Below are 21,438 nucleotides of genomic sequence, written 5' to 3'. Positions count from 1 at the left end.
GCTCCTACAGGGAATCAGTGGGGTTCAGGTGATCGAGTCAGCCCTTACTTCTGTTTTTCCAGCTGGTGGTATTTGCCGTCCTTGTCCCACTGGTAAACCACGTAGTCGGAGACTTTCAGGTCGCCCTTGCTGTCCCAGGTCTTCTCGCCCATGACGGTCTTGACCGGGTTCTTCTTCAGCCATGCGGCCGCTTCTTCACCCTTGTTGGACTTGGCGCCGTTGAAGGCTGCTGCCAGGGCCTGGACCGAAGCGTAGGCGTACAGGGTGTAGCCTTCAGGCTCGGTACCGGCCTTGCGGAAGGCGTCTACCACGGTCTTGCTGTCTGGCAGCAGGCGTGGGTCGGCGCCGAAGGTCATCAGTACGCCGTCAACGAATTGCGGACCGCCAGCGGTGGTCACCAGTTCGTCGGTCACGATGCCGTCGTCGGACATGAACTTGACGTCCTTCAGGCCTTGTTCACGCAGTTGACGCACCAGAGGACCGGCTTCCGGGTGCAGGCCACCGAAGTAGACGACGTCAGCGCCAGCGCCGCGGATCTTGGTCACGATGGTGCTGAAGTCTTTCTCGCCACGAGTCAGGCCTTCATACAGCACAGGCTTCACACCACGCTTCTCAAGCTGAGCCTTGGTGGCATCCGCCAGGCCCTGACCGTAGGTGTCCTTGTCGTGCAGCACGACCACTTTCTTGCCCTTGAGCACGTCGACGATGTAGTCGCCGGCCACGATGCCTTGCTGGTCGTCACGCCCGCACATACGGAACATGGCGCTCAGGCCGCGCTCGGTCACAGCCGGGTTGGTGGAACCAGGAGTGATTGCGATGATGCCTGCTTCGTCGTAGATCTCGGAGGCCGGGATGGTCGACGAGGAGCAGAAGTGACCGACCACGCCGGCGACTTTCTGATTGGTCAGGTCCTTGGCGACCGTCACAGCCTGTTTCGGTTCGCAGGCGTCATCACCCTTGACCAGTACGATTTTTTCCCCGTTGACCCCGCCCGACGCGTTGACCGCATCGGCCGCCGCTTGTGCACCCTTCATGTACTGTTCGCCAAATGCCGCGTTGGCGCCTGTCATTGGTCCCGCTACGCCGATCTTGATGTCAGCCTGAGCAAACGCAGAAACACCCAGCGCAGTTGCCACTGCGAGGGCCAGAAAGCCTTTCTTGTAAAACGTCTGGGACATGAGGTGGTGCTCCATGGTTTTTTTTAATTGGCACTGCGACTTCACTGAATGCTCAGAGCAAGGGCCGTGCCATCGGTTTTTTATTCTGAAAAAAGTCGCTGCTTTCTTGTTATTTCGACTGTTTCGATCCCATTTTCATTGGGCGTGCAACCGTCTAAACCGCGGAAGGTAAAACCATTATTTTTTTGAGGCGCAACCCGCCCGCGCCATCATTGCAACCGCGGCTTTAAACGACGTGCAACCAGCCTGTAACAACGTGCGTCACCGAAGTGCACACTGCTGGTGCGAGACTGCTACAACCCGCACCACTACAGGCTAGCTGCAGATCGAAAAAGCGCCGCTTGCGCCCTGCAAAAATCAACATTCAGATCACGATCCGCAGGCACTGGCCTGCGTGATACAGCGAGAACCCCGCCTCGTACAGACAGCTGCGCAACCCCACCCCGGCCAATGGCTGCATGGGCGCGAAAGGAATCGGTAGCGCTTGAGGATTTCCGTTACACAGGTAATCGGCAAAGGCCTTGCCGACCACCGTTCCCGTGGTCACGCCCCGACCGTTGTAACCGGTGACTGCCACCAAACCGGGCGCTGGCTCGAACAGGCGCATCAGATGATCGGGGGTGAAGGCGATGCGGCCGGTCCAGGTGCACTCCCATTCCACCGGTTTGAGGTACGGGAAATAGTGCTGCTGCACGCGGTCGGCCCAGGCCTTGAGGAACCAGGTCGGCTTCTGATTGCCATTGCCCAGGCTGCCAAGCAACAGGCGACCGTCTTTATCCCGGCGGATGCTGCTGAGCACCTGTCGGGTGTCCCAGGAACCCTGGCCACCGGGCAGAATTTGCCGGGCGGCTTCTTCGGTCAGCGGCACCGAGGCCACCTGATAGTAATAACCGGGGAAGAAATTGCGCCGCAGTTCCGTCCAGTCGCCTTCGGTGTAGGCATTGGAGGCAATCACCACCTTCTCGGCCATCACCGAACCCTGGGCGGTTTGCACCGACCAGCGCTGGCCTTGGCGTTCGAGGCGGGTGACCGGGGAATGATCGAACAATTGCCCGCCCAGGCCGATGGCCGCCTTGGCCAGCCCCGTGGTGTAAGCCATCGGGTTGAGCGTGCCGGCGCGGCGATCGAGCAATGCCGCGGCGATCTTTTTCGTGCCGGTGGCTTGCTCGCAGGCCTGACCGGTGAGCAGCTCTACCGGCGCACCGCGACGTTTCCATTGTTCTTCACGACTGCGCAAGTCGGCTTCGCCACGGGCGTTGTGCGCCATGTGCAGCGTGCCTTCGCGGCGCAACTGGCAATCGATGTTGTATTTGTCCACAAGGCTGAACACCAGGGATGGCGCCGCGCCCAGCATACGGTTGAGCTGGCTGCCGACCTCAGTGCCGAACCCGGCTTCGATCTCGTCCGGGGGAATCCACATCCCGGCATTGACCAGCCCGACGTTGCGCCCCGAGCCACCATGGCCGGCACGATGGGCCTCCAGCACACAAACGGTCTTGCCTTGCTCCAGCAGATGCACCGCCGCCGACAAACCGGTAAACCCGGCGCCGATGACACAGACATCCACCGTGACCTCACCCTTGAGGGCCGAATTGTCCGGCCTCTGTGGCGTCAGTTTTTCCCACAGACACTCTTCGCGTAACGGCATTGCCAGACTCCAACAGAAACCTAACAAACACATTCATTCAATGTGGGAGCGGGCTTGCTCGCGAAAGCGTCGGCACATCCAGCATCAATGTGACTGATAAACCGCTTTCGCGAGCAAGCCCGCTCCCACAGGGGATCACTGTCCGACCCAAGAATCAGTCAAACGTAATACCCTGCGCCAACGGCAACTCCAGCGAATAGTTCACGGTGTTGGTCTGGCGGCGCATGTAGCCGCGCCATGCATCGGAGCCGGACTCACGACCGCCGCCGGTTTCTTTTTCGCCACCAAACGCGCCACCGATTTCCGCACCGCTCGGGCCGATGTTGACGTTGGCGATGCCGCAATCGCTGCCCACCGCCGACATGAACTGCTCGGCTTCACGCACATCGGTGGTGAAGATGCACGAGGACAGGCCTTGTGGCACGGCGTTGTTCAGGCGCAGCGCTTCCTGGAAGTCGGTGTAGCCGACCACGTACAGGATCGGGGCGAAGGTTTCGTGGCAGACCACATCGCTCTGCTCCGGCATTTCGACGATGGCTGGCGACACGTAGTAAGCGTTCGGGAACTGGTCTTCCAGCTGACGCTTGCCGCCGAAGACCTTGCCGCCTTCGCTCAACGCCTGCTCCAGCGCATCCTGCATGTTGTCGAAGCTTTGCTTGTCGATCAGCGGGCCGACCAGGTTGCCTTCCAGCGGATGGCCGATACGTACTTTCGAGTACGCGGCTTTCAGGCGGGTGACGATTTCTTCTTTCACCGATTCATGAGCGATCAGTCGACGCAGGGTGGTGCAGCGCTGACCGGCGGTGCCGACGGCGCTGAACAGGATCGCGCGAACGGCCATGTCCAGGTCGGCGCTCGGGCCGAGGATCATTGCGTTGTTACCGCCCAGTTCGAGAATGCTGCGGGCAAAGCGCGCGGCCACTTTCGGTGCCACTTCGCGGCCCATGCGGGTGCTGCCGGTGGCGCTGATCAGGGCTACACGCGGGTCGTCCACCAAGGCTTCGCCGGCATCGCGACCACCGATCACTACCTGGCACAAATTCGCAGGCGCATCGCTGAAGTTCTTCACGACGCGGTCGAACAGCGCCTGGCAGGCCAGCGCGGTGAGCGGGGTCTTTTCCGACGGTTTCCACACCACAGGGTTGCCGCACACCAGTGCCAGTGTGGTGTTCCAGGCCCAGACCGCAACCGGGAAGTTGAAGGCGCTGATCACCCCGACAACGCCCAGCGGGTGCCAGGTTTCACGCATATGGTGGCCAGGGCGCTCGGAAGCGATGGTCAAGCCGTACAGTTGACGGGACAGGCCGACGGCGAAGTCGCAGATGTCGATCATTTCCTGAACTTCACCCAGGCCTTCCTGGGTGATCTTGCCGGCTTCCCAGGACACCAGCTCGCCGAGGTCGGCCTTGTATTCGCGCAGCACTTCACCGAATTGACGCACCAACTCACCACGGCGCGGTGCCGGAACCTTGCGCCACAGTTCGAACGCATGATCTGCGCGACTGATGTGCTGCTCGACCTCAGCGGCGCCTTCCCAGTTCACGGCGGCGATCCTGCTGCCATCGACCGGCGAATGCACCGGCACTTTGCCGTTCTGGTACAGGGCCGGGTTCACACCTAGACGATCAAGCAATGCGGCAACCATGGGTCACTCCTCAAGCAAAAGACAGAACACGTGCAGCCGGAAATTCACGGCTGATCAGACCTGTAGTTTTAGCTGCCCGGAGGTTACTCAACAAACGACCTTTAAGAGAGATATCATTCCGTTTATTCATGCTGTGCATTGCTGGCAATAAGAAACAAGAACCAAGGACCGCCCATGCTGAATAAACGCTACCTGCCATCGATCGCTGCGTTGCAGTGCTTCGAAGCCGTCACCCGGCACTTGAGCTTCACCCGGGCTGCCGAAGAGCTGAACCTGACCCAGAGCGCCGTGAGCAAACAGGTCGCGCAACTCGAGGAGCTGTTGCAGCACCTGCTGTTCCGCCGGGTGCGCCGCCGCCTGCAGATGACGCCGGCCGGCGATCTGTACCTGGTTGAAGTGCGAAAAATCCTCACTCAGGTCGAGATGTCGACCCATTACCTGCGTTCCTACGGTGGCGAAACCGAAGTCCTGCGGGTTTCGACGCCGCCCACCTTCGGCGCCCGCTGGCTGGTGCCGCGCCTCAAAGGCTGGCGTCTGCGCCATCCGTCGATCCATCTGGACCTGTGCAGCGAACAGGAAGCCGACGACCTGCTGCAAGGTCGCAGCGACCTGGCGTTCTACTTCGGCCAGGGCTCGCGGCCCGGTACCGAATGCCTGAAGCTGTTTGGCGAAGAGCTGGTGCCAGTGTGTGCCCCGGGCAGCCTGCCGGACACGCCGTTCACCGACCCGACGCAACTGACCGACCTGGTCCTGCTGCAAAACGCCTCCCGCCCCCAGGCCTGGCATGACTGGTTCGACCACCAGGGCTACCACACCGAGCACAGCTACCACGGCCCGCGTTTCGAAACTTTTTACATGTGCATCCGCGCCGCCCAGGTTGGCTGCGGCGTGGCGCTGCTACCGCGCTTTCTGGTGGAAGAGGAACTGGCCGACGGCAAGCTGGTCATTCCCTGGCAGCATGCAATGCCCAGCAGTGACGCCTATTACCTTGCGTACCCGGAACACTCGGCGGAAGTGCCCAAGGTGCGGGACTTTGTGAAATGGATGCTGGAGCAGATTGATAGCCCGGAGCTGTCGCAAATCTAGGGTTGCACGCCGTAACTGTGGGAGCGGGCTTGCCCGCGAAGAGGCCTGCACATTCAATATCAATGTTGACTGTACTTGCGCCTTCGCGGGCAAGCCCGCTCCCACAGGGATCTAAGGCGCTCTAAAAAATTGCTGGCAATCCCCATCACCGATATGCGCCACTAGCTCTATTCAATGTGGAGAACCCCCGTTATGAGCGAGAGTGTGTTTGCCGATCGCATCGTGCAGAACCTGCTCGACACCGACTTCTACAAGCTGACGATGATGCAGGCGGTGCTGCACAACTACCCCAACGTCGAAGTCGAATGGGAGTTTCGTTGCCGTAACGGCGAGGATTTGCGCCCGTACCTGGCGGAGATCCGTTTCCAGATCGAGCGTCTGGCCGAACTGAGCCTGAGCGCCGATCAATTGAGCTTTCTGGAACGCATCAGCTTCCTGAAGCCGGATTTCCTGCGCTTTCTCGGTTTGTTTCGCTTCAACCTGCGCTACCTCCACACCGGTATCGAAAACGGCGAGCTGGTCATCCGCCTGCGCGGCCCCTGGCTGCATGTGATCCTGTTCGAAGTGCCGCTGCTGGCGCTGGTCAGCGAGGTACGCAATCGCTATCGCTATCGCGAAGTCGTGCTGGAGCAGGCCCGCGAGCAGCTCTACCGCAAGTTCGACTGGCTGAGCGCCAACGCCAGCAGCGATGAATTGTCCGAGCTGCAGGTGGCCGATTTCGGCACGCGCCGCCGTTTTTCTTACCGCGTGCAGGAAGAAGTGGTGAATGTGCTCAAGCACGACTTCCCCGGACGTTTTGTTGGCACCAGCAACGTGCACCTGTCCCGGGAGCTGGACATGAAACCGCTGGGCACCATGGCCCACGAATGGATCATGGCGCACCAGCAGCTCGGCCCGCGGCTGATCGACAGCCAGATCGCCGCACTCGATTGCTGGGTCCGCGAATACCGTGGCCTGCTGGGGATTGCCCTGACCGACTGCATCACCATGGATGCCTTCCTCGGCGATTTCGATCTGTTTTTCGCCAAGCTTTTCGACGGTTTGCGCCACGACTCGGGCGATCCGGTGGTCTGGGCGGAAAAAGCCATCGCCCACTATCACAAGCTCGGCATCGACCCGATGAGCAAGACACTGACCTTCTCCGACAGCCTGACCCTGCCCAGGGCCCTGGAGATATTCCGGGCGCTGCGCGGTCGGATCAATGTCAGCTTCGGCATCGGCACCAACCTGACCTGTGATATTCCGGGTGTCGAACCGATGAGCATCGTGCTTAAAATGGCCGCCTGCAACGGCCAGCCGGTGGCGAAGATCTCGGACGAGCCCGGCAAGACGCACTGCAAAGACCCGAATTTCGTCGCGTACTTGCGACACGTTTTCCAAGTACCTGCCGCCCTTTCAAGTACATCAAGCAAGGAGTGAATTCATGCAAGCCGTACAGCGTGAGATTGCTGAACAGCTCAAGGTCCAGCCGCCATTCGCCGACGAAGCCGCCCTTGAGGCCGAAGTCGCCCGGCGGGTGACTTTCATTCAGGACTGCCTGGTCAATTCCGGGCTCAAGACCCTGGTCCTGGGCATCAGTGGCGGTGTCGACTCCCTGACCGCCGGCCTGCTGGCCCAACGGGCCGTGCGTGAACTGCGCCAGCGCAGCGGTGATGCCGCGTACAAATTCATTGCCGTGCGCCTGCCCTACGAAACCCAGTTCGATGAACACGACGCCCAGGCTTCGGTAGATTTCATCAAGCCGGACGAGCGTCACACCGTGAACATCGGTCCGGCGGTCAAGGCCCTGGCCAATGAAGTGGCGGCCTTCGAAGGCAAACATGCGGTGTCGGTGGACTTCGTGCTCGGCAACACCAAGGCGCGCATGCGCATGGTCGCCCAGTACACCATCGCCGGTGCGGCCCATGGCCTGGTGATCGGCACCGATCACGCGGCGGAAGCGGTGATGGGGTTCTTCACCAAGTTCGGTGACGGCGCCTGCGACCTGGCGCCACTGAGCGGCCTGGTGAAAAACCAGGTCCGCGCCATCGCCCGCAGCTTCGGCGCGCCGGAATCGCTGGTGGAAAAAGTCCCGACGGCGGACCTTGAAGACCTGTCGCCCGGCAAACCGGACGAAGCCTCCCACGGCGTGACCTATGCCGAGATCGACGCGTTCCTGCACGGCCATCCGGTGCGTGAGGAAGCGTTCAAGATCATTTGCGACACCTACAACAAGACCCATCACAAGCGTGTGATGCCATTTGCGCCTTGAAGCGTGAGTGAATGAAAAAGCCCGCTGAAGTGTTGAGCTTCATCGGGCTTTTTCTTTGGCCAAAACATATGTCGATGCTTCTGGCCCCTTCGCGGGCAAGCCCGCTCCCACATTTGATCGCGGTCTAAATGTGGGAGCGGGCTTGCTCGCGAAGAACGATGACGCGGTGTACCTGATTACTTCAGGGTCACGGTGCCTTTCATCATCGAGATGTGGCCCGGGAACGAGCAGAAGAACCCGTACTTTTCACCGGCCGCGAGCTTGGACACGTCGAAGGTCACCGAATCGGTTTCCTTGGCGCCGATGATCTTGGTGTGGGCGATCACACGGGCGTCACCTTCTTTCAGGTAGTTCTTGTCGATACCGGCGCTCAGGCCATCGGTGGCGATCGGCTGCATGTCGGCTTCTTTACTCAGCACCCAGTTATGGCCCATGACGTTCTTCGGCAAGCTGCCGGAGTGCTTGAGTTCCACGGTAAACGTCTTGCAGCTCTTGTCGATTTCAATGGCCTTCGTGTCGAAAGACATCTGGTCGGTGGAGTCGACAGTGACTTTGCACTCGGCAGCCATCAATTGGCTGCTGGCCAGTGTCAACAGGGATACCGCAACAAGTTTGGCAAACATGGTGAATCTCCAAGGCAGGGTTAACGAAATCGCGAATAAACAGAAGACTGCCTGAAAACTTCGCAAGTTCATATGACTTGAATCAAAAATTGTATACAACTTTCGAGCTATGGCACCGATGCGAAATATCTAACGGCCAAGTGTCTGGCCCGGGCCTATCATCAGGCCGTCCCCCTTCAAATGGAATACCTGTCATGTCGATCAACAGCCTGTTGTGCAGTTTGCTGGCCGCCTACGCCTGCGGCGCCAGCGGTACCTACGAAACGCCAAAACACCAAGTCTAGCCCTTGGAGTGCCGCGCGCCTGCCTTTACTCTGTGGCCCTGATCGACCATGGAGCAAGGCATGTCTTTAACATCCGTTTGTGTATTTTGTGGCGCCAGCACCGGCACCCACCCGGCTTACCGCGAAGCCGCCGTGGCCCTTGGCCGGGCTCTGGCCGAACGCAAGCTGACCCTGGTGTATGGCGGTGGCGCCGTGGGGCTGATGGGCATCGTCGCTGATGCAGCCCTGGCGGCCGGCGGAGAAGTGATCGGCATCATCCCGCAAAGCCTCAAGGACAAGGAAATCGGCCACAGCGGCCTGACCCGCCTGGAAGTTGTCGATGGCATGCACGCGCGCAAGGCGCGGATGGCCGAACTCAGCGATGCCTTTATCGCGCTGCCCGGTGGCCTTGGCACCCTCGAAGAACTGTTCGAAGTCTGGACCTGGGGCCAGCTCGGCTACCACGGAAAACCGCTGGGATTACTGGAAGTGAACGGTTTCTACAGCAAATTGACGTCTTTTCTTGATCACATCGTCGGCGAAGGCTTCGTTCGCGGGCAGCACCGTGACATGCTGCAGGTGAGCGAATCGCCGCAAAACCTGCTCGATGCTCTGGATGCCTGGCAACCGTCCGTAGCGCCAAAGTGGGCCGAGCAAAAACCCAGCTAACGGCTCGGCACCGATACAGGGCAGAATATGCGCCGCTCAACCTCACCTTCGACCCCAGAGGATCGCCCATGGCTAAACCTAATTATTCCTTCGCCAAACGTCAGAGAGACTTGGCCAAGGAGCAGAAGAAAGAGGAAAAGCTTCAGCGCAAGAAAGCTACAGCTGAAGAAGCGGCACTGAACCCTGAGGGTGAAGTGGCGGCAGAAGACGATGTTGATGCACCGAAAGACTCGGCGCCCGACGCCTGAGAACCTCCGGGCCGGTTGATCTGATCTGGCCCACCGGATCTGTTTAATGGATTGGCAGCTTGGCTGCCGATCCTCACAGGCCAATCGAATGACTCCCCACTCTCGAATCAAAATGCAGTTCCCTGTGGGAGCGGGCTTGCTCGCGAAAGCGGTTTCACATCCAAAAATGATGTTGCCTGATACTCCGTCTTCGCGAGCAAGCCCGCTCCCACATTTTGATCGTTGTTATTCCAGTGGCATCACGGTTACCCGAACTTCCGGGTCATGGTTACCGCCTCCCAGGATTACCCCCCGCAACGGCGACACATCGGAAAAATCCCGGCCCCAGGCCAGGGTGATGTGCTCCAGTGCCGGCTGCACATTGTTGGTCGGATCGAAATCCACCCACCCCGACACCGGGCAAAACACCGAAACCCAGGCGTGGGACGCATCGGCGCCGATCAGCCGTGGCTGACCCGGTGGTGGCTGGGTCAGCAGGTAGCCGCTGATATAGCGTGCCGCCAATCCACGGGAACGCACGCAAGCGAGCATCAGGTGAGCAAAGTCCTGACAGACCCCGCGTCGGCGCTCCAGCACTTCCACCAGCGGCGTCGCCACTTGGGTAGCTTCAGCATCGAAGGTGAATTCGCTGAAGATTTTCTCCATCAGCGCCTGCACGCCGAGCAACAACGGTCGACCGGGTGGAAAACAGCTTTGCGAGAACTCGACGAAGTTTTTCTTCAAATGCACATACGGCGATTCGAACCGGTATCGGCAGGCTTCGAGCAATTCTGGCGACAACGGTTGGCTGCTGTAGGTCAGTGCGCTTCGTGTGTGTTCCCACGCCGCAGACTTACTGAAGTCCAGCACAGGTCGGGGCAACACTTCGATCGTGAGACTGGCGTTGACCAGCAACTCATCGTGGGGACGCTCGAACGCCAGCCGGGTCAGCGGATTGCCGAATACATCGAGCTCATCGCGACGCGAGGTTGGCTGCGGACTGATCTGCAATTGCCGGTCGGTGCAACGCTGCCAGGCACAAGGGCGCGGCCACAAATGCGCCAGCTGCTGGGCCAGGGACACCGGGCTGTCGTAGTGATAATGGGTGTCGTGGAAAATCTGGTAACGGGCGCTCATCAGACGGACACCGTGCGCTGGCTGACATCGTCGACATGGGCGAAATGCCGCAGCGCCAGGCGATCGGAAACTTGCCCGCTGGCGTCGGCGATCTCCTGCAACAGTGCGGCCAGCCCTTCGATGGCGGCGCGAACACTGGCGTCGCCGAACAGCGGGTTTTCCAGGCAACCCAGATCGAATCGCGCCAGACGCTCGACCAATTGCGGCAGTACTGTTTCACGCGGTACGCCAAAGTCGTCGTTGAGACGCTTGAGGGTGCGTGTCACCAGTTTCAACTGGAACAACACGGCGTGAGGGTTCTGCTCATCGAGCAACAGCAGGTCGAGCACAGGGATCAGCTGCGCGACCGCCAGATAGCGCGAGCGGTAGGTGATGCTGCTGTTGCCCAGTTCCAGCAACCATTCCAGCCCGGCTTGATCGAAGACCCCGGCGCCCCGCAGGAACGCCGCCAGACTGCCGCTGAGAAACTGCAAGCGTTCGATCCGCCGGCCAATCATCAGGAAACGCCAGCCTTCGTCCCGGGTCATGTCGTCCAGGGCAAAACCGGACAGCGCCGCCAGGGACATCACCAGACGGTTGAGGAAATCCAGCAACTCGCCGAAATCCGGTTCTTCGGTTTCCAGCTCCATGGCTTCGCGCTGCAACTCCACCAGCGCCTGCCAGTTTTCCCGCGAGAGCTTGCCGCGCACTTGCGAAGCGGCCCACTGCAAGCGTTGCAGGTTGGAACGCAGGCTGAACGGCCAGTCGTCACCGAGCAATGCCGCCAACAGGCGTTCGGGTAATTCGCCCTCATCGGGCAGCAGCATCAACCGTTCGCCGAGATCGACTGCGGCCTGCAAGGCTTGCGGGTCGTCGCCGTCGACATAGCGCGCGAGCATGATGCGCAGCAAACGGGCACTGTCGTCGCAACGTTCGCAGTAACGACCAAACCAGAACAGGTTTTCCACCACCCGCGATGGCAGATACGGATCGCGCCGCACCAGATCATGCACGCCGATGTTGCGCTGGGCCTTCCATTGCTCGCCACTGGGCGCTCGATCGCCCAACACCCAGGTGTCCTTGCTGGCGCCGCCGCGTTGCATCGACACCACTTCGGCATCGGCTTGCGCGGCGACCCGGGTCAGGCCACCGGGCAACACCCGATATCCCTCGCGGCTGGCCACCGCATACACGCGCATGCCGATGGCCCGGGGTTGCAGTTGACCGTCTTCGGCTTGCCAGATCGGCGCCTGGGACAGTTGCGCAAGTTCTTGCGCCACATAAGCATATGGCCGTGCCTGCATGCGCTCGGCGAGCTCCTGGCGCTGTTTTTCACTCAAGTCGCGGCCAAATACCGGTGCAAAGCTCTGGGACGGAAACGCCGGTTTGATCAGCAGCTCCGGCAGTTTTTCCAAAGCCTGGGCCAATACCGGCGCTTCGCCGCACCACCAGGTGGCGATGGACGGCAGGATCAGCTCTTCGCCGAACAGGAACTGATTGATCTTCGGCAGGAAACCCAGCAAGCCCGGCGATTCCAGCACACCACTGCCAAGCGCGTTGGCTACCAGCACCCGCCCCTGCCGCACCGCTTCCAGCAGGCCCGGCACACCGAGGGCCGAATCAGTGCGCAGTTCCAGCGGGTCGCAGAAGTCATCGTCGAGCCGACGCATGATCGCGTGCACCCGGCGCAGTCCACTCAGGGTCTTCAGGTAGACCGTGGCGTCGCGCACCGTCAGGTCGCCGCCCTCCACCAGCGGATAACCGAGCTGACGCGCCAGGTACAGATGTTCGAAATAGCTTTCGTTAAACCGCCCGGGTGTCAGCAGCACCACCAAGGGTGCGTCCTCGTCACTCGGGGCCTGACGAGCCAGTGTTTCCTGCAAGGTACGGAAGAACCCGGCCAGGTGTTGCACCTTCAAATCACGGTACAACTCGGGAAAGGCCCGGGACACAATCGTGCGGTTTTCCAGCGCATACCCGGCCCCCGAAGGCGCCTGGGTACGGTCCGCCGTGACCCACCAGCGGCCATCGGGTGTGCGCGCCAGATCCACGGCATACAGATGCAGAAAGGCTCCGTCAGGCGTGTTGATCCCCTGACAGGGCCAAAGGAAGTTGTTGTGACCGAACACCAGCTCCGCGGGCAGCAGACCTTCGGCAATCAGCCGTTGCGGGCCGTAAAGGTCAGCCAGCACGGCATTGAGCAAACGCGCCCGCTGCGCGATGCCGGCCGACAACTGTTGCCACTCATCGGCAGCGATGACGTGGGGTAGCAGGTCCAGCTCCCACGGCCGGTCAGCGCCCTTGGGGTCGGCATAGACGTTATAGGTAACGCCGTTTTCCTGGATTTGCCGGGTCAGCAGAGCCTGACGCTGCACCAGTTGCGCCAGCGTGCTGCGTTGCAACTGCTCGAACAGCCGGCGCCAGTGCGGGCGCACGGCGCCACTGTCGTCGAGCAGTTCGTGATAGGTGCCCGCCGTCAGCGGGTAGCGGTCTAGCAGGTCAGGCATGGAAAGCTCGGCAGACAGCAATGATCGGTCAGACTAGCGCAGGCTCGTGACGCCCGGATATACGAAAAATCCGAGCGTCGCGGACGGTTTAGAAACGTCGCAAATCGAGCGTCATCGGTAGCTCATCGTTAATGTCCAGATGGGGTACAGGCAGTTTCCCCGGCGTGTGCCCGATGCGGAAGAAGCGCGCCATCCGCCGGCTCTCGGCCTCGTTGGCATTGACCGGCAAGCTGTCGTAATTGCGCCCGCCCGGGTGGGCGACGTGGTACTGGCAGCCGCCGAGCGAACGCTGCATCCAGGTATCGAGCAGGTCAAATACCAGCGGCGCGTGGACCGGGATGGTCGGCTGCAGGCAATTGGCCGGTTGCCAGGCACGAAAACGCACGCCCGCGATGAACTCGCCGACTCGCCCGGTGGGCTGCAATGGAACAGGAATGCCGTTGCAGGTCAGCAGATAACGCTGGGGCGGCAAGCCGCTGAGCTTGACCTGCAAACGCTCCAGCGACGAATCCACATAACGCACCGTGCCGCCCATGGCGCCCTCTTCACCCAGCACATGCCAGGGCTCGAGCGCCTGGCGCAGCTCCAGTGCAATACCGCTGACGGCGTAATCGCCCACCTTGGGAAAACGAAACTCCAGATGCGCGGCGAACCATTCGGCCCGCACCGGATAACCGGCGGCGTTGAGGTCGACGATGACATCGGCAAAATCCTGCTCGATAAAGTGCGGCAACAGGAAGCGATCGTGCAGCTCCGTGCCCCAGCGCGCGAGTTTTGGCGGTGCATAGGGCTCGCGCCAGAACCGCGCCACCAGCGCCCGCAGCAACAATTGTTGCGCCAGGCTCATGCGGGCATGGGGCGGCATCTCGAACGCACGCAGCTCCAGCAATCCGAGGCGTCCGGTGGCACCGTCCGGCGAATAGAGTTTGTCGATGCAAAACTCGGCGCGGTGGGTGTTGCCGGTAACATCGATCAGCAGATTGCGCAGCAGTCGATCCACCAACCATGGCGGACACTCCTCACCCGGTGAGGGCATTTGCGCAAAAGCGATTTCCAGTTCGTACAAGGCATCGTTGCGCGCTTCGTCGACGCGGGGCGCCTGGGACGTCGGGCCGATGAACAATCCGGAAAACAGATAGGACAGCGATGGATGGTTGTGCCAATAGCTGATCAGGCTGCGCAGCAGATCCGGGCGACGCAGAAACGGCGAGTCCCCCGGGGTCGCGCCACCCAACACGAAATGGTTACCACCGCCCGTCCCGGTGTGCCGGCCGTCGATCATGAATTTTTCGGTGGTCAGGCGGGTCTGGCGCGCTTCTTCGTAGAGGAACTCGGTGCGCTCGACCAATTCATCCCAGGTCGCGGACGGCTGCACGTTGACCTCGATCACCCCCGGGTCCGGGGTGATGCGGAAGTTGCTCAGGCGTGGATCGCTCGGCGGCTCATAGCCCTCCAGCAATACCGGGCACATCAGTTCTTCAGCGGTGGCTTCAATGGCAGCGACCAGCTCAAGGTAGTCCTCGACTCGCTCCAGCGGCGGCATGAACAGGTACAACCGGCCTTCCCGCACCTCGGCACAGAAGGCCGTACGGGTCAGCCAGTCGGCGGACTCATCGATTTTGGGCGCGCGGTCTTCTGTGACGGCTGCGCCCTGACTCTGAAGCTGACCGGTGTCAGGCAGCGGCGGGAACGCCTGATTCGGGTCTTGGGCATGAATGAATGGATATTCCGCCGCTTTCACCCAGGGTTGCGACCCCAGCGGCAAGCGATAGCCCAGCGGCGAGTCCCCCGGCACCAGACGGCAGTGCTCTTCGCGCAGATACCAGCGGCCGCTCTGCCACTGATCGCCCTTGGCGGTGCGCGCCAGCGGAAGGACCTGGCCAATCACCTTGTCCAACCCCTGGCTGAACACTTTGCGCAGACGCGCCCGCTCCAACGGCTCCTCCAGACGCGAATCTTCGGCGCTGACGTTTTGCGGCAGCATTCCTTCGCGCCAGAGGTAATAGAAATTGTCTTCGTAGGCTGGAAAAACGAAGCGGGTCGGAATTTTCAGGCGTTCGGCGACACTCGCCAGAAAACGTCCGGCCAGCGCGCCATCGGCGCCGTAGTCTTGTTGTTCGTCGGCGATCAGCGCGCTGTTGTGCCAGATCGGCACGCCGTCGCGGCGCCAATAACAATTGAGCGACCAGCGCGGCAGTTGCTCGCCGGGGTACCACTTGCCCTGCCCGAAATGCACCAGTCCATTGGGCGCGTAGTGTTTACGCATGCGCTGGAACAGTTCGGCGGACAATCGCCGCTTGTCCGGCCCCAGTGCCGCGGTATTCCACTCGGCACCGTCCGGGTCATCGATGGACACAAAGGTCGGCTCGCCGCCCATGGTCAGGCGCACATCGCCCTCCAGCAAGTCGGCATCGATCTGTCGGCCCAGGGCCTGGATCGCCAGCCACTGGTCGTCGGTGTAGGGCTTGGTGACCCGCGGCGCTTCCCAAATCCGCTCCACGGACATTTCGTGGCTGAATTCGCACTCGCAGGGTTCCACCAGGCCACTGATCGGCGCCGCAGAAGACGGATCGGGACTACAGGCCAACGGAATATGTCCTTCACCGGCAAACAGCCCGGAGGTTGCGTCCAGGCCGATCCAGCCGGCACCGGGCAAGTACACCTCGCACCAGGCGTGCAGATCGGTGAAATCCACTTCGGTGCCGGACGGACCGTCGAGACTTTTCACATCGGCGGTCAGCTGGATCAGGTAGCCCGACACGAAACGCGCCGCCAGTCCCAGGTTGCGCAGCAGTTGCACCAACAACCATGCCGAGTCGCGGCAGGAACCGGAGGCGTGGTCTAGGGTGTGTTCCGGCGTTTGTACGCCGGGCTCCATGCGAATCAGGTAGTCGATGTCTTCGCTCAGGCGCTGGTTGAGCGCGACGAGGAAGTCCACGGCAGGCAACGGTGTGCGATCGATGCCGTCCAGATAGGCCTTGAATTTCGGCGTCAGCGCCAGGGTTTCCAGATACGGCGCCAGTTCCTTGCGCTCATCTGCTGCATAGGTGAAGGGGATCTTTTGCGCGTAGGGTTCGAGGAAGAAGTCGAACGGATTGAAGATCGCCATCTCCGCCAGCAGATCGACCTCGATCCGCAGTTCTTCGGTTTTCTCCGGGAACACCAGCCGCGCCAGGTAATTGCCCTGGGGGTCCTGCTGCCAGTTGATGAAGTGCTGCTCGGGCGAGACTTTCAGCGCATAAGACAGAATCCGCGTGCGGCTGTGGGCGGCGGGACGCAGACGAACAATCTGCGGGCCGAGCTCGACAGCGCGGTCATAGCGGTAATGCGTGACATGGTGCAATGCGACATGAATCGACACGGCGTGCCTCCTGCGAGCCTTGAGCGTATTGGAAAGCGCGCAAGACTTATGCCATCGCGCATTGCTGGCGCTTTCTTTGGTTGCCTGAGGCAGTACAGCACCAAAACCGGGCGAGACGGAGAATTGGATTGCAAGAGTTGCACGTATTTGTGGCGTTCCGTTGCATAGTCGCCGCCAAAACCGGCCTCTTCGCGGGCAAGCCCGCTCCCACAGGTTTAGAGGCGTTCGCAAAATTTGTGTTTGACTCGGACACTGTGGGAGCGGGCTTGCCCGCGAAGAGGCCAGCAGCCCTGCACACCCTCCAAGCCCGGAATGCAAAACGCCAACCCGAAGGTTGGCGTTCTGTTCAGCGCAGTCGAGGCTTAGCGCGGTACGACGGGCTTGCGAGCCGGCTTCGGCCCCTTGCCCTTGGCCGCGTCCTTGCGCTCCTTGGCCGCCTGCTGGTTGCGGGCAAAAGCCGCCGCCTTGGCCTGTTCGCGCTTGTCCCACGGGTTGCCGCCATCGCTGGCACGCGGTGGCAGGCCGGTGTGCTGGGTAAGGATCTTGGTGGTCTTTTCCTTGGCCACCTTATGGCTACCGGCCGGCGTCGAGTTCTTGCGACGGGCGCTCTGGTAGCTGTCGGTCGACGGCTGGTGCAAAGGAATCAACTGATTCTTGCCCGGCCCGATCAGGTCGGCGCGGCCCATGCGGGTCAGTGCCTCACGCAGCATCGGCCAGCCTTTCGGGTCGTGATAACGCAAGAACGCCTTGTGCAGACGACGCTGCTCCTCGCTCTTGACGATGGTCACCGCGTCACTCTTGTAGGTGACCTTGCGCAGCGGGTTCTTGCCCGAGTGGTACATCGCGGTGGCGGTGGCCATCGGCGACGGGTAGAACGCCTGCACCTGGTCGGCACGGAAACCGTTGCCCTTGAGCCACAGGGCCAGGTTCATCATGTCTTCATCGGTGGTGCCCGGGTGGGCAGCGATGAAGTACGGAATCAGGTACTGCTCCTTGCCCGCTTCCTTGGAGTACTTCTCGAACATGCGCTTGAACTTGTCATAGCTGCCGATGCCCGGTTTCATCATCTGGTTGAGCGGACCTTCCTCGGTGTGTTCCGGGGCGATCTTCAGGTAACCACCGACGTGGTGGGTCACCAGCTCTTTAACGTATTCCGGCGACTCGACCGCGAGGTCATAACGCAGGCCGGAAGCGATCAGGATCTTCTTCACACCCGGCAATTCACGGGCACTGCGATACAGCTTGATCAGCGCCGAGTGGTCGGTGTTCAGGTTCGGGCAGATACCCGGGAACACGCAGGATGGCTTGCGGCACGCGGATTCGATTTCCGGGCTCTTGCAGGCGATGCGGTACATGTTCGCGGTCGGGCCACCGAGGTCGGAGATCACGCCGGTAAAGCCAGGAACCTTGTCGCGAATTTCTTCGATTTCGCGAATGATCGACTCGTGAGAACGGTTCTGGATGATCCGCCCTTCGTGCTCGGTGATCGAGCAGAAGGTGCAGCCGCCGAAGCAGCCACGCATGATGTTTACCGAGAAACGGATCATCTCGTAGGCCGGGATCTTTTCCTTGCCGTACGCCGGGTGCGGAATGCGCTGATAAGGCATGCCGAACACGTAGTCCATTTCTTCGGTGGTCATGGGAATCGGTGGTGGGTTGAACCAGACATCGACTTCGCCATGCTTCTGCACCAGCGCGCGGGCGTTGCCCGGGTTGGTTTCCAGGTGCAACACACGGTTGGCATGGGCGTAGAGCACCGCGTCGTTGCGGACCTTTTCCACCGACGGCAGACGGATCACGGTCTTGTCGCGGGTCATGCGCGGGCTGGCCAGGATCTGCACGACCTTGGCTTCCTGCGGATCCTCGACCGGCCCCTTCTCCTGCTCGATGGCGCAGGCCTGGGTGTCCTGGGTGTTCACGTACGGGTTGATGATCTTGTCGATCTTGCCCGGACGGTCGATGCGCGTGGAGTCGACTTCGTACCAGCCTTGCGGCGTATCACGACGGATGAACGCGGTCCCGCGCACGTCGGTAATGTCTTCGATCTTGTGACCGTAGGACAGACGCTGGGCGACCTCGACGATCGCGCGCTCGGCGTTGCCATAGAGCAGGATGTCGGCGCTGGCGTCGATCAGGATCGAGTTGCGCACGCGGTCTTGCCAGTAGTCGTAATGCGCGATGCGGCGCAGCGACGCTTCGATGCCGCCGAGCACGATTGGCACGTGCTTGTAGGCCTCCTTGCAGCGCTGGCTGTAAACCAGGCTGGCGCGGTCCGGACGCTTGCCGGCCAGGCCACCCGGGGTGTAGGCATCGTCGGAGCGGATTTTCTTGTCCGCGGTGTAGCGGTTGATCATCGAGTCCATGTTGCCGGCCGCGACACCGAAGAACAGGTTCGGCTCGCCGAGCTTCATGAAGTCGTCTTTGGACTGCCAGTTCGGCTGGGCAATGATCCCGACGCGGAAGCCCTGGGACTCCAGCAGCCGGCCGATGATCGCCATGCCGAACGACGGGTGATCGACGTAGGCATCACCGGTGACGATGATGATGTCGCAGGAATCCCAGCCGAGCTGATCCATCTCCTCCCTGCTCATGGGCAGGAACGGCGCTGGCCCGAAACATTCGGCCCAGTACTTGGGATAGTCAAATAACGGCTTGGCTGCTTGCATGTCGATAACCGGTGTTGGCTTTCATTGAATTTCGCGGGCGCGGAATATAGCACAAATTTTGACCAATTCCGACGACTGTGGTCGGAAATTGCGGCGACCCCATCGCTGGCAAGCCATCTCCCACAGGATCCTTGTCGAACACAACATCAGCATCCGGCGCAAATCCTGTGGGAGCGGGCTTGCCCGCGATGAGGCCCGCTCAGACAACGAAAATTTATTCGTCGTCGTCGAAGTTATAGCTACCCGGCGCCAGGTTTTCGAAGCGAGTGTACTTACCGATAAAGGCCAGGCGGATAAAGCCGATCGGCCCGTTCCGCTGCTTGCCGATGATGATCTCGGCAATGCCCTTGTGCTCGGTTTCCGGGTGATACACCTCGTCGCGATACACGAACATGATCACGTCGGCGTCCTGCTCGATCGCTCCGGATTCCCGCAAGTCGGAGTTCACCGGGCGCTTGTTCGGCCGCTGTTCCAGGGAACGGTTGAGCTGCGAGAGCGCCACCACCGGGCAGTTGAATTCCTTGGCCAGGGCTTTCAGGGATCGGGAGATCTCGGAAATCTCGTTGGTCCGGTTGTCACCGCTGGAACCCGGGATCTGCATCAGCTGCAGGTAGTCGATCATGATCAGGCCGACATCGCCGTGCTCGCGCACCAGACGGCGGGTCCGGGCGCGCATTTCCGACGGGCTGATGCCCGCGGTATCGTCGATGAACAGCTTGCGGTCGTTGAGCAGGTTGACCGCCGAGGTCAGGCGCGGCCAGTCGTCGTCTTCCAACTGACCGGAACGCACCTTGGTCTGGTCGATGCGGCCGAGGGAAGACAGCATACGCATGATCAGCGATTCGCCAGGCATCTCGAGGGAGTACACCAGGACAGCCTTCTCGCTGCGCAGCACGGCGTTTTCCACCAGGTTCATCGCAAAGGTGGTTTTACCCATGGACGGACGGCCGGCGACAATGATCAGGTCGGCCGGTTGCAGGCCGCTGGTTTTCTCGTCGAGGTCGGTGTAGCCAGTGGACAGGCCGGTGATGGCGTTGTCGGTGTTGAACAGGGTGTCGATGCGGTCGATGGCCTTGGTCAGCAACTCGTTCACACCCACCGGGCCGCCGGTTTTTGGCCGGGCCTCGGCGATCTGGAAGATCTGCCGTTCAGCTTCATCGAGGATTTCTTCTGCCGTGCGCCCTTCAGGGTTGAAGGCGCTGTCGGCGATTTCGGTGCTGATGCCGATCAATTGACGCAGGGTCGCGCGCTGGCGAACGATCTGCGCATAGGCCTTGATGTTGGCGACGGACGGCGTGTTTTTCGCCAGCTCGCCGAGGTATCCGAGGCCACCGACTTGCGAAGTCTGACCTTCCTTGTCCAATTGCTCGGCAAGGGTCACAACGTCGATCGGCGAGTTCTGATCGGCCAGTTTGGCGATCGCACGGAAAATCAGGCGGTGGTCATGTCGATAGAAATCGCCGTCGGAGACTTGATCGAGCACACGCTCCCAGGCGTTGTTGTCCAGCATCAGACCACCGAGCACGGCCTGTTCGGCCTCGATGGAATGCGGCGGCACCTTCAGCGCGGCGGTTTGCAGGTCGTATTGCTCGGGAGCTAAGATTTCGTTCATGGCCACTTGGTTTTTTTTTGGAAAGCAGGAATGTAAAAACTGGGATGCCAGAAAGACAAAGGGCACGACCTGTAAACAGGATCGTGCCCGATGTTACCGGCAAGCACCCGAGGGTGCCAGCCGACAAGTGCTGCTTAAGCTGCTACCACGACAACGCGTACGGTGGCTTCAACTTCGGCGTGCAGGTGCACGGCTACGTCGAATTCGCCTACGTTGCGGATGGTGCCGTTCGGCAGACGAACTTCGCTCTTCTGCACTTCAACGCCGGAGGCGGTCAGTGCGTCAGCGATGTCGTGAGTACCGATCGAACCGAACAGCTTGCCTTCGTCGCCAGCGGTGGCAGTGATGGTCACTTCCAGCTCGGCCAGTTGGGCAGCGCGGCTTTCAGCCGATGCTTTGCGATCTGCTGCAGCTTTTTCCAGCTCAGCGCGACGCTCTTCGAACGCAGCCAGGTTGGCTGGGGTCGCAGCGGTAGCTTTGCCGTAAGGCAGCAGGTAGTTACGACCGTAACCAGCCTTAACGTTCACTTTGTCACCCAGGTTGCCCAGGTTGGTGACTTTTTCCAGAAGGATCAGTTGCATGTGAA

Annotated in this window: 15 protein-coding genes; 5 read left to right on the top strand and 10 right to left on the bottom strand. The window is 60.9% G+C overall.

Features of this window, described 5'->3' with window-relative positions; all coding sequences use genetic code 11:
* Nucleotides 1–44: 44 nt before the first annotated feature.
* The 3 genes from KSS91_RS03280 to amaB all read right to left on the bottom strand — a co-directional run bounded on the left by KSS91_RS03280 (nt 45) and on the right by amaB (nt 4,471).
* A complete protein-coding gene (locus KSS91_RS03280) occupies nt 45–1,178 on the bottom strand; it encodes an ABC transporter substrate-binding protein (protein ID WP_007979707.1) in 1,134 nt (377 codons plus the stop codon).
* A 364-nt stretch (nt 1,179–1,542) separates the two neighbouring features.
* Complete coding sequence (amaA, locus tag KSS91_RS03275; RefSeq protein WP_015093244.1) at nt 1,543–2,826, bottom strand: L-pipecolate oxidase; 1,284 nt, start codon at nt 2,824–2,826, stop codon at nt 1,543–1,545.
* A gap of 154 nt (nt 2,827–2,980) precedes the next feature.
* Entirely contained in the window at nt 2,981–4,471 is a 1,491-nt protein-coding gene (gene amaB, locus KSS91_RS03270; RefSeq protein ID WP_007973303.1) for an L-piperidine-6-carboxylate dehydrogenase, read from the bottom strand.
* Between the two features lie 174 nt (nt 4,472–4,645).
* On the opposite strand from amaB, the gene KSS91_RS03265 reads away from it, so the two are divergent.
* From KSS91_RS03265 to nadE, 3 genes are all read left to right on the top strand, one after another.
* Nucleotides 4,646–5,557: a LysR family transcriptional regulator gene (locus tag KSS91_RS03265; RefSeq protein ID WP_217837038.1), complete on the top strand. Its 912-nt coding sequence runs from the start codon at nt 4,646–4,648 to the stop codon at nt 5,555–5,557.
* Nucleotides 5,558–5,749: 192 nt separating this feature from the next.
* Complete coding sequence (gene pncB / locus KSS91_RS03260) at nt 5,750–6,976, top strand: nicotinate phosphoribosyltransferase (protein ID WP_126048937.1); 1,227 nt, start codon at nt 5,750–5,752, stop codon at nt 6,974–6,976.
* A gap of 4 nt (nt 6,977–6,980) precedes the next feature.
* Complete coding sequence (nadE, locus tag KSS91_RS03255) at nt 6,981–7,808, top strand: NAD(+) synthase (protein ID WP_126048935.1); 828 nt, start codon at nt 6,981–6,983, stop codon at nt 7,806–7,808.
* Nucleotides 7,809–7,984: 176 nt separating this feature from the next.
* Here nadE and azu read toward each other — a convergent pair whose 3' ends face one another.
* Nucleotides 7,985–8,431, bottom strand: coding sequence for an azurin (azu, locus tag KSS91_RS03250; RefSeq protein WP_015093240.1), 447 nt, complete (start codon nt 8,429–8,431; stop codon nt 7,985–7,987).
* A gap of 344 nt (nt 8,432–8,775) precedes the next feature.
* On the opposite strand from azu, the gene KSS91_RS03245 reads away from it, so the two are divergent.
* Both KSS91_RS03245 and KSS91_RS03240 read left to right on the top strand, forming a co-directional pair.
* Nucleotides 8,776–9,363, top strand: coding sequence for a cytokinin riboside 5'-monophosphate phosphoribohydrolase (locus tag KSS91_RS03245; RefSeq protein WP_007973290.1), 588 nt, complete (start codon nt 8,776–8,778; stop codon nt 9,361–9,363).
* 68 nt (nt 9,364–9,431) lie between these two features.
* On the top strand, nt 9,432–9,611 hold the full coding sequence (locus tag KSS91_RS03240) for a hypothetical protein (protein WP_007973286.1): 180 nt from the start codon (nt 9,432–9,434) through the stop codon (nt 9,609–9,611).
* Between the two features lie 225 nt (nt 9,612–9,836).
* On the opposite strand, the gene KSS91_RS03235 is transcribed toward KSS91_RS03240, so the two are convergent.
* The 6 genes from KSS91_RS03235 to rplI form a co-directional block, all read right to left on the bottom strand.
* The gene (locus KSS91_RS03235; protein WP_095964708.1) at nt 9,837–10,727 is read right to left on the bottom strand and encodes a transglutaminase family protein; all 891 of its coding nucleotides are present in this window, start codon (nt 10,725–10,727) and stop codon (nt 9,837–9,839) included.
* Entirely contained in the window at nt 10,727–13,213 is a 2,487-nt protein-coding gene (locus KSS91_RS03230; protein WP_217837037.1) for a circularly permuted type 2 ATP-grasp protein, read from the bottom strand. Before KSS91_RS03230 ends, KSS91_RS03235 begins: the two co-directional genes overlap by 1 nt.
* 88 nt (nt 13,214–13,301) lie before the next feature.
* Entirely contained in the window at nt 13,302–16,574 is a 3,273-nt protein-coding gene (locus tag KSS91_RS03225) for a transglutaminase family protein (protein ID WP_217837036.1), read from the bottom strand.
* A 362-nt stretch (nt 16,575–16,936) separates the two neighbouring features.
* Nucleotides 16,937–19,240, bottom strand: coding sequence for a YgiQ family radical SAM protein (locus tag KSS91_RS03220; RefSeq protein WP_217837035.1), 2,304 nt, complete (start codon nt 19,238–19,240; stop codon nt 16,937–16,939).
* A 214-nt stretch (nt 19,241–19,454) separates the two neighbouring features.
* Entirely contained in the window at nt 19,455–20,852 is a 1,398-nt protein-coding gene (gene dnaB, locus KSS91_RS03215) for a replicative DNA helicase (protein ID WP_007973277.1), read from the bottom strand.
* A 134-nt stretch (nt 20,853–20,986) separates the two neighbouring features.
* A complete protein-coding gene (gene rplI, locus KSS91_RS03210) occupies nt 20,987–21,433 on the bottom strand; it encodes a 50S ribosomal protein L9 (protein WP_007973276.1) in 447 nt (148 codons plus the stop codon).
* Between the last annotated feature and the right edge of the window lie 5 nt (nt 21,434–21,438).

Origin of the sequence: Pseudomonas azerbaijanorientalis (assembly GCF_019139795.1) — a bacterium.
Taxonomy (GTDB): Bacteria; Pseudomonadota; Gammaproteobacteria; order Pseudomonadales; family Pseudomonadaceae; genus Aquipseudomonas; species Aquipseudomonas laurylsulfatiphila.
The sequence above is the reverse complement of the archived record's forward strand: the minus strand, read 5'-3'. Positions and strand labels throughout refer to the sequence as shown.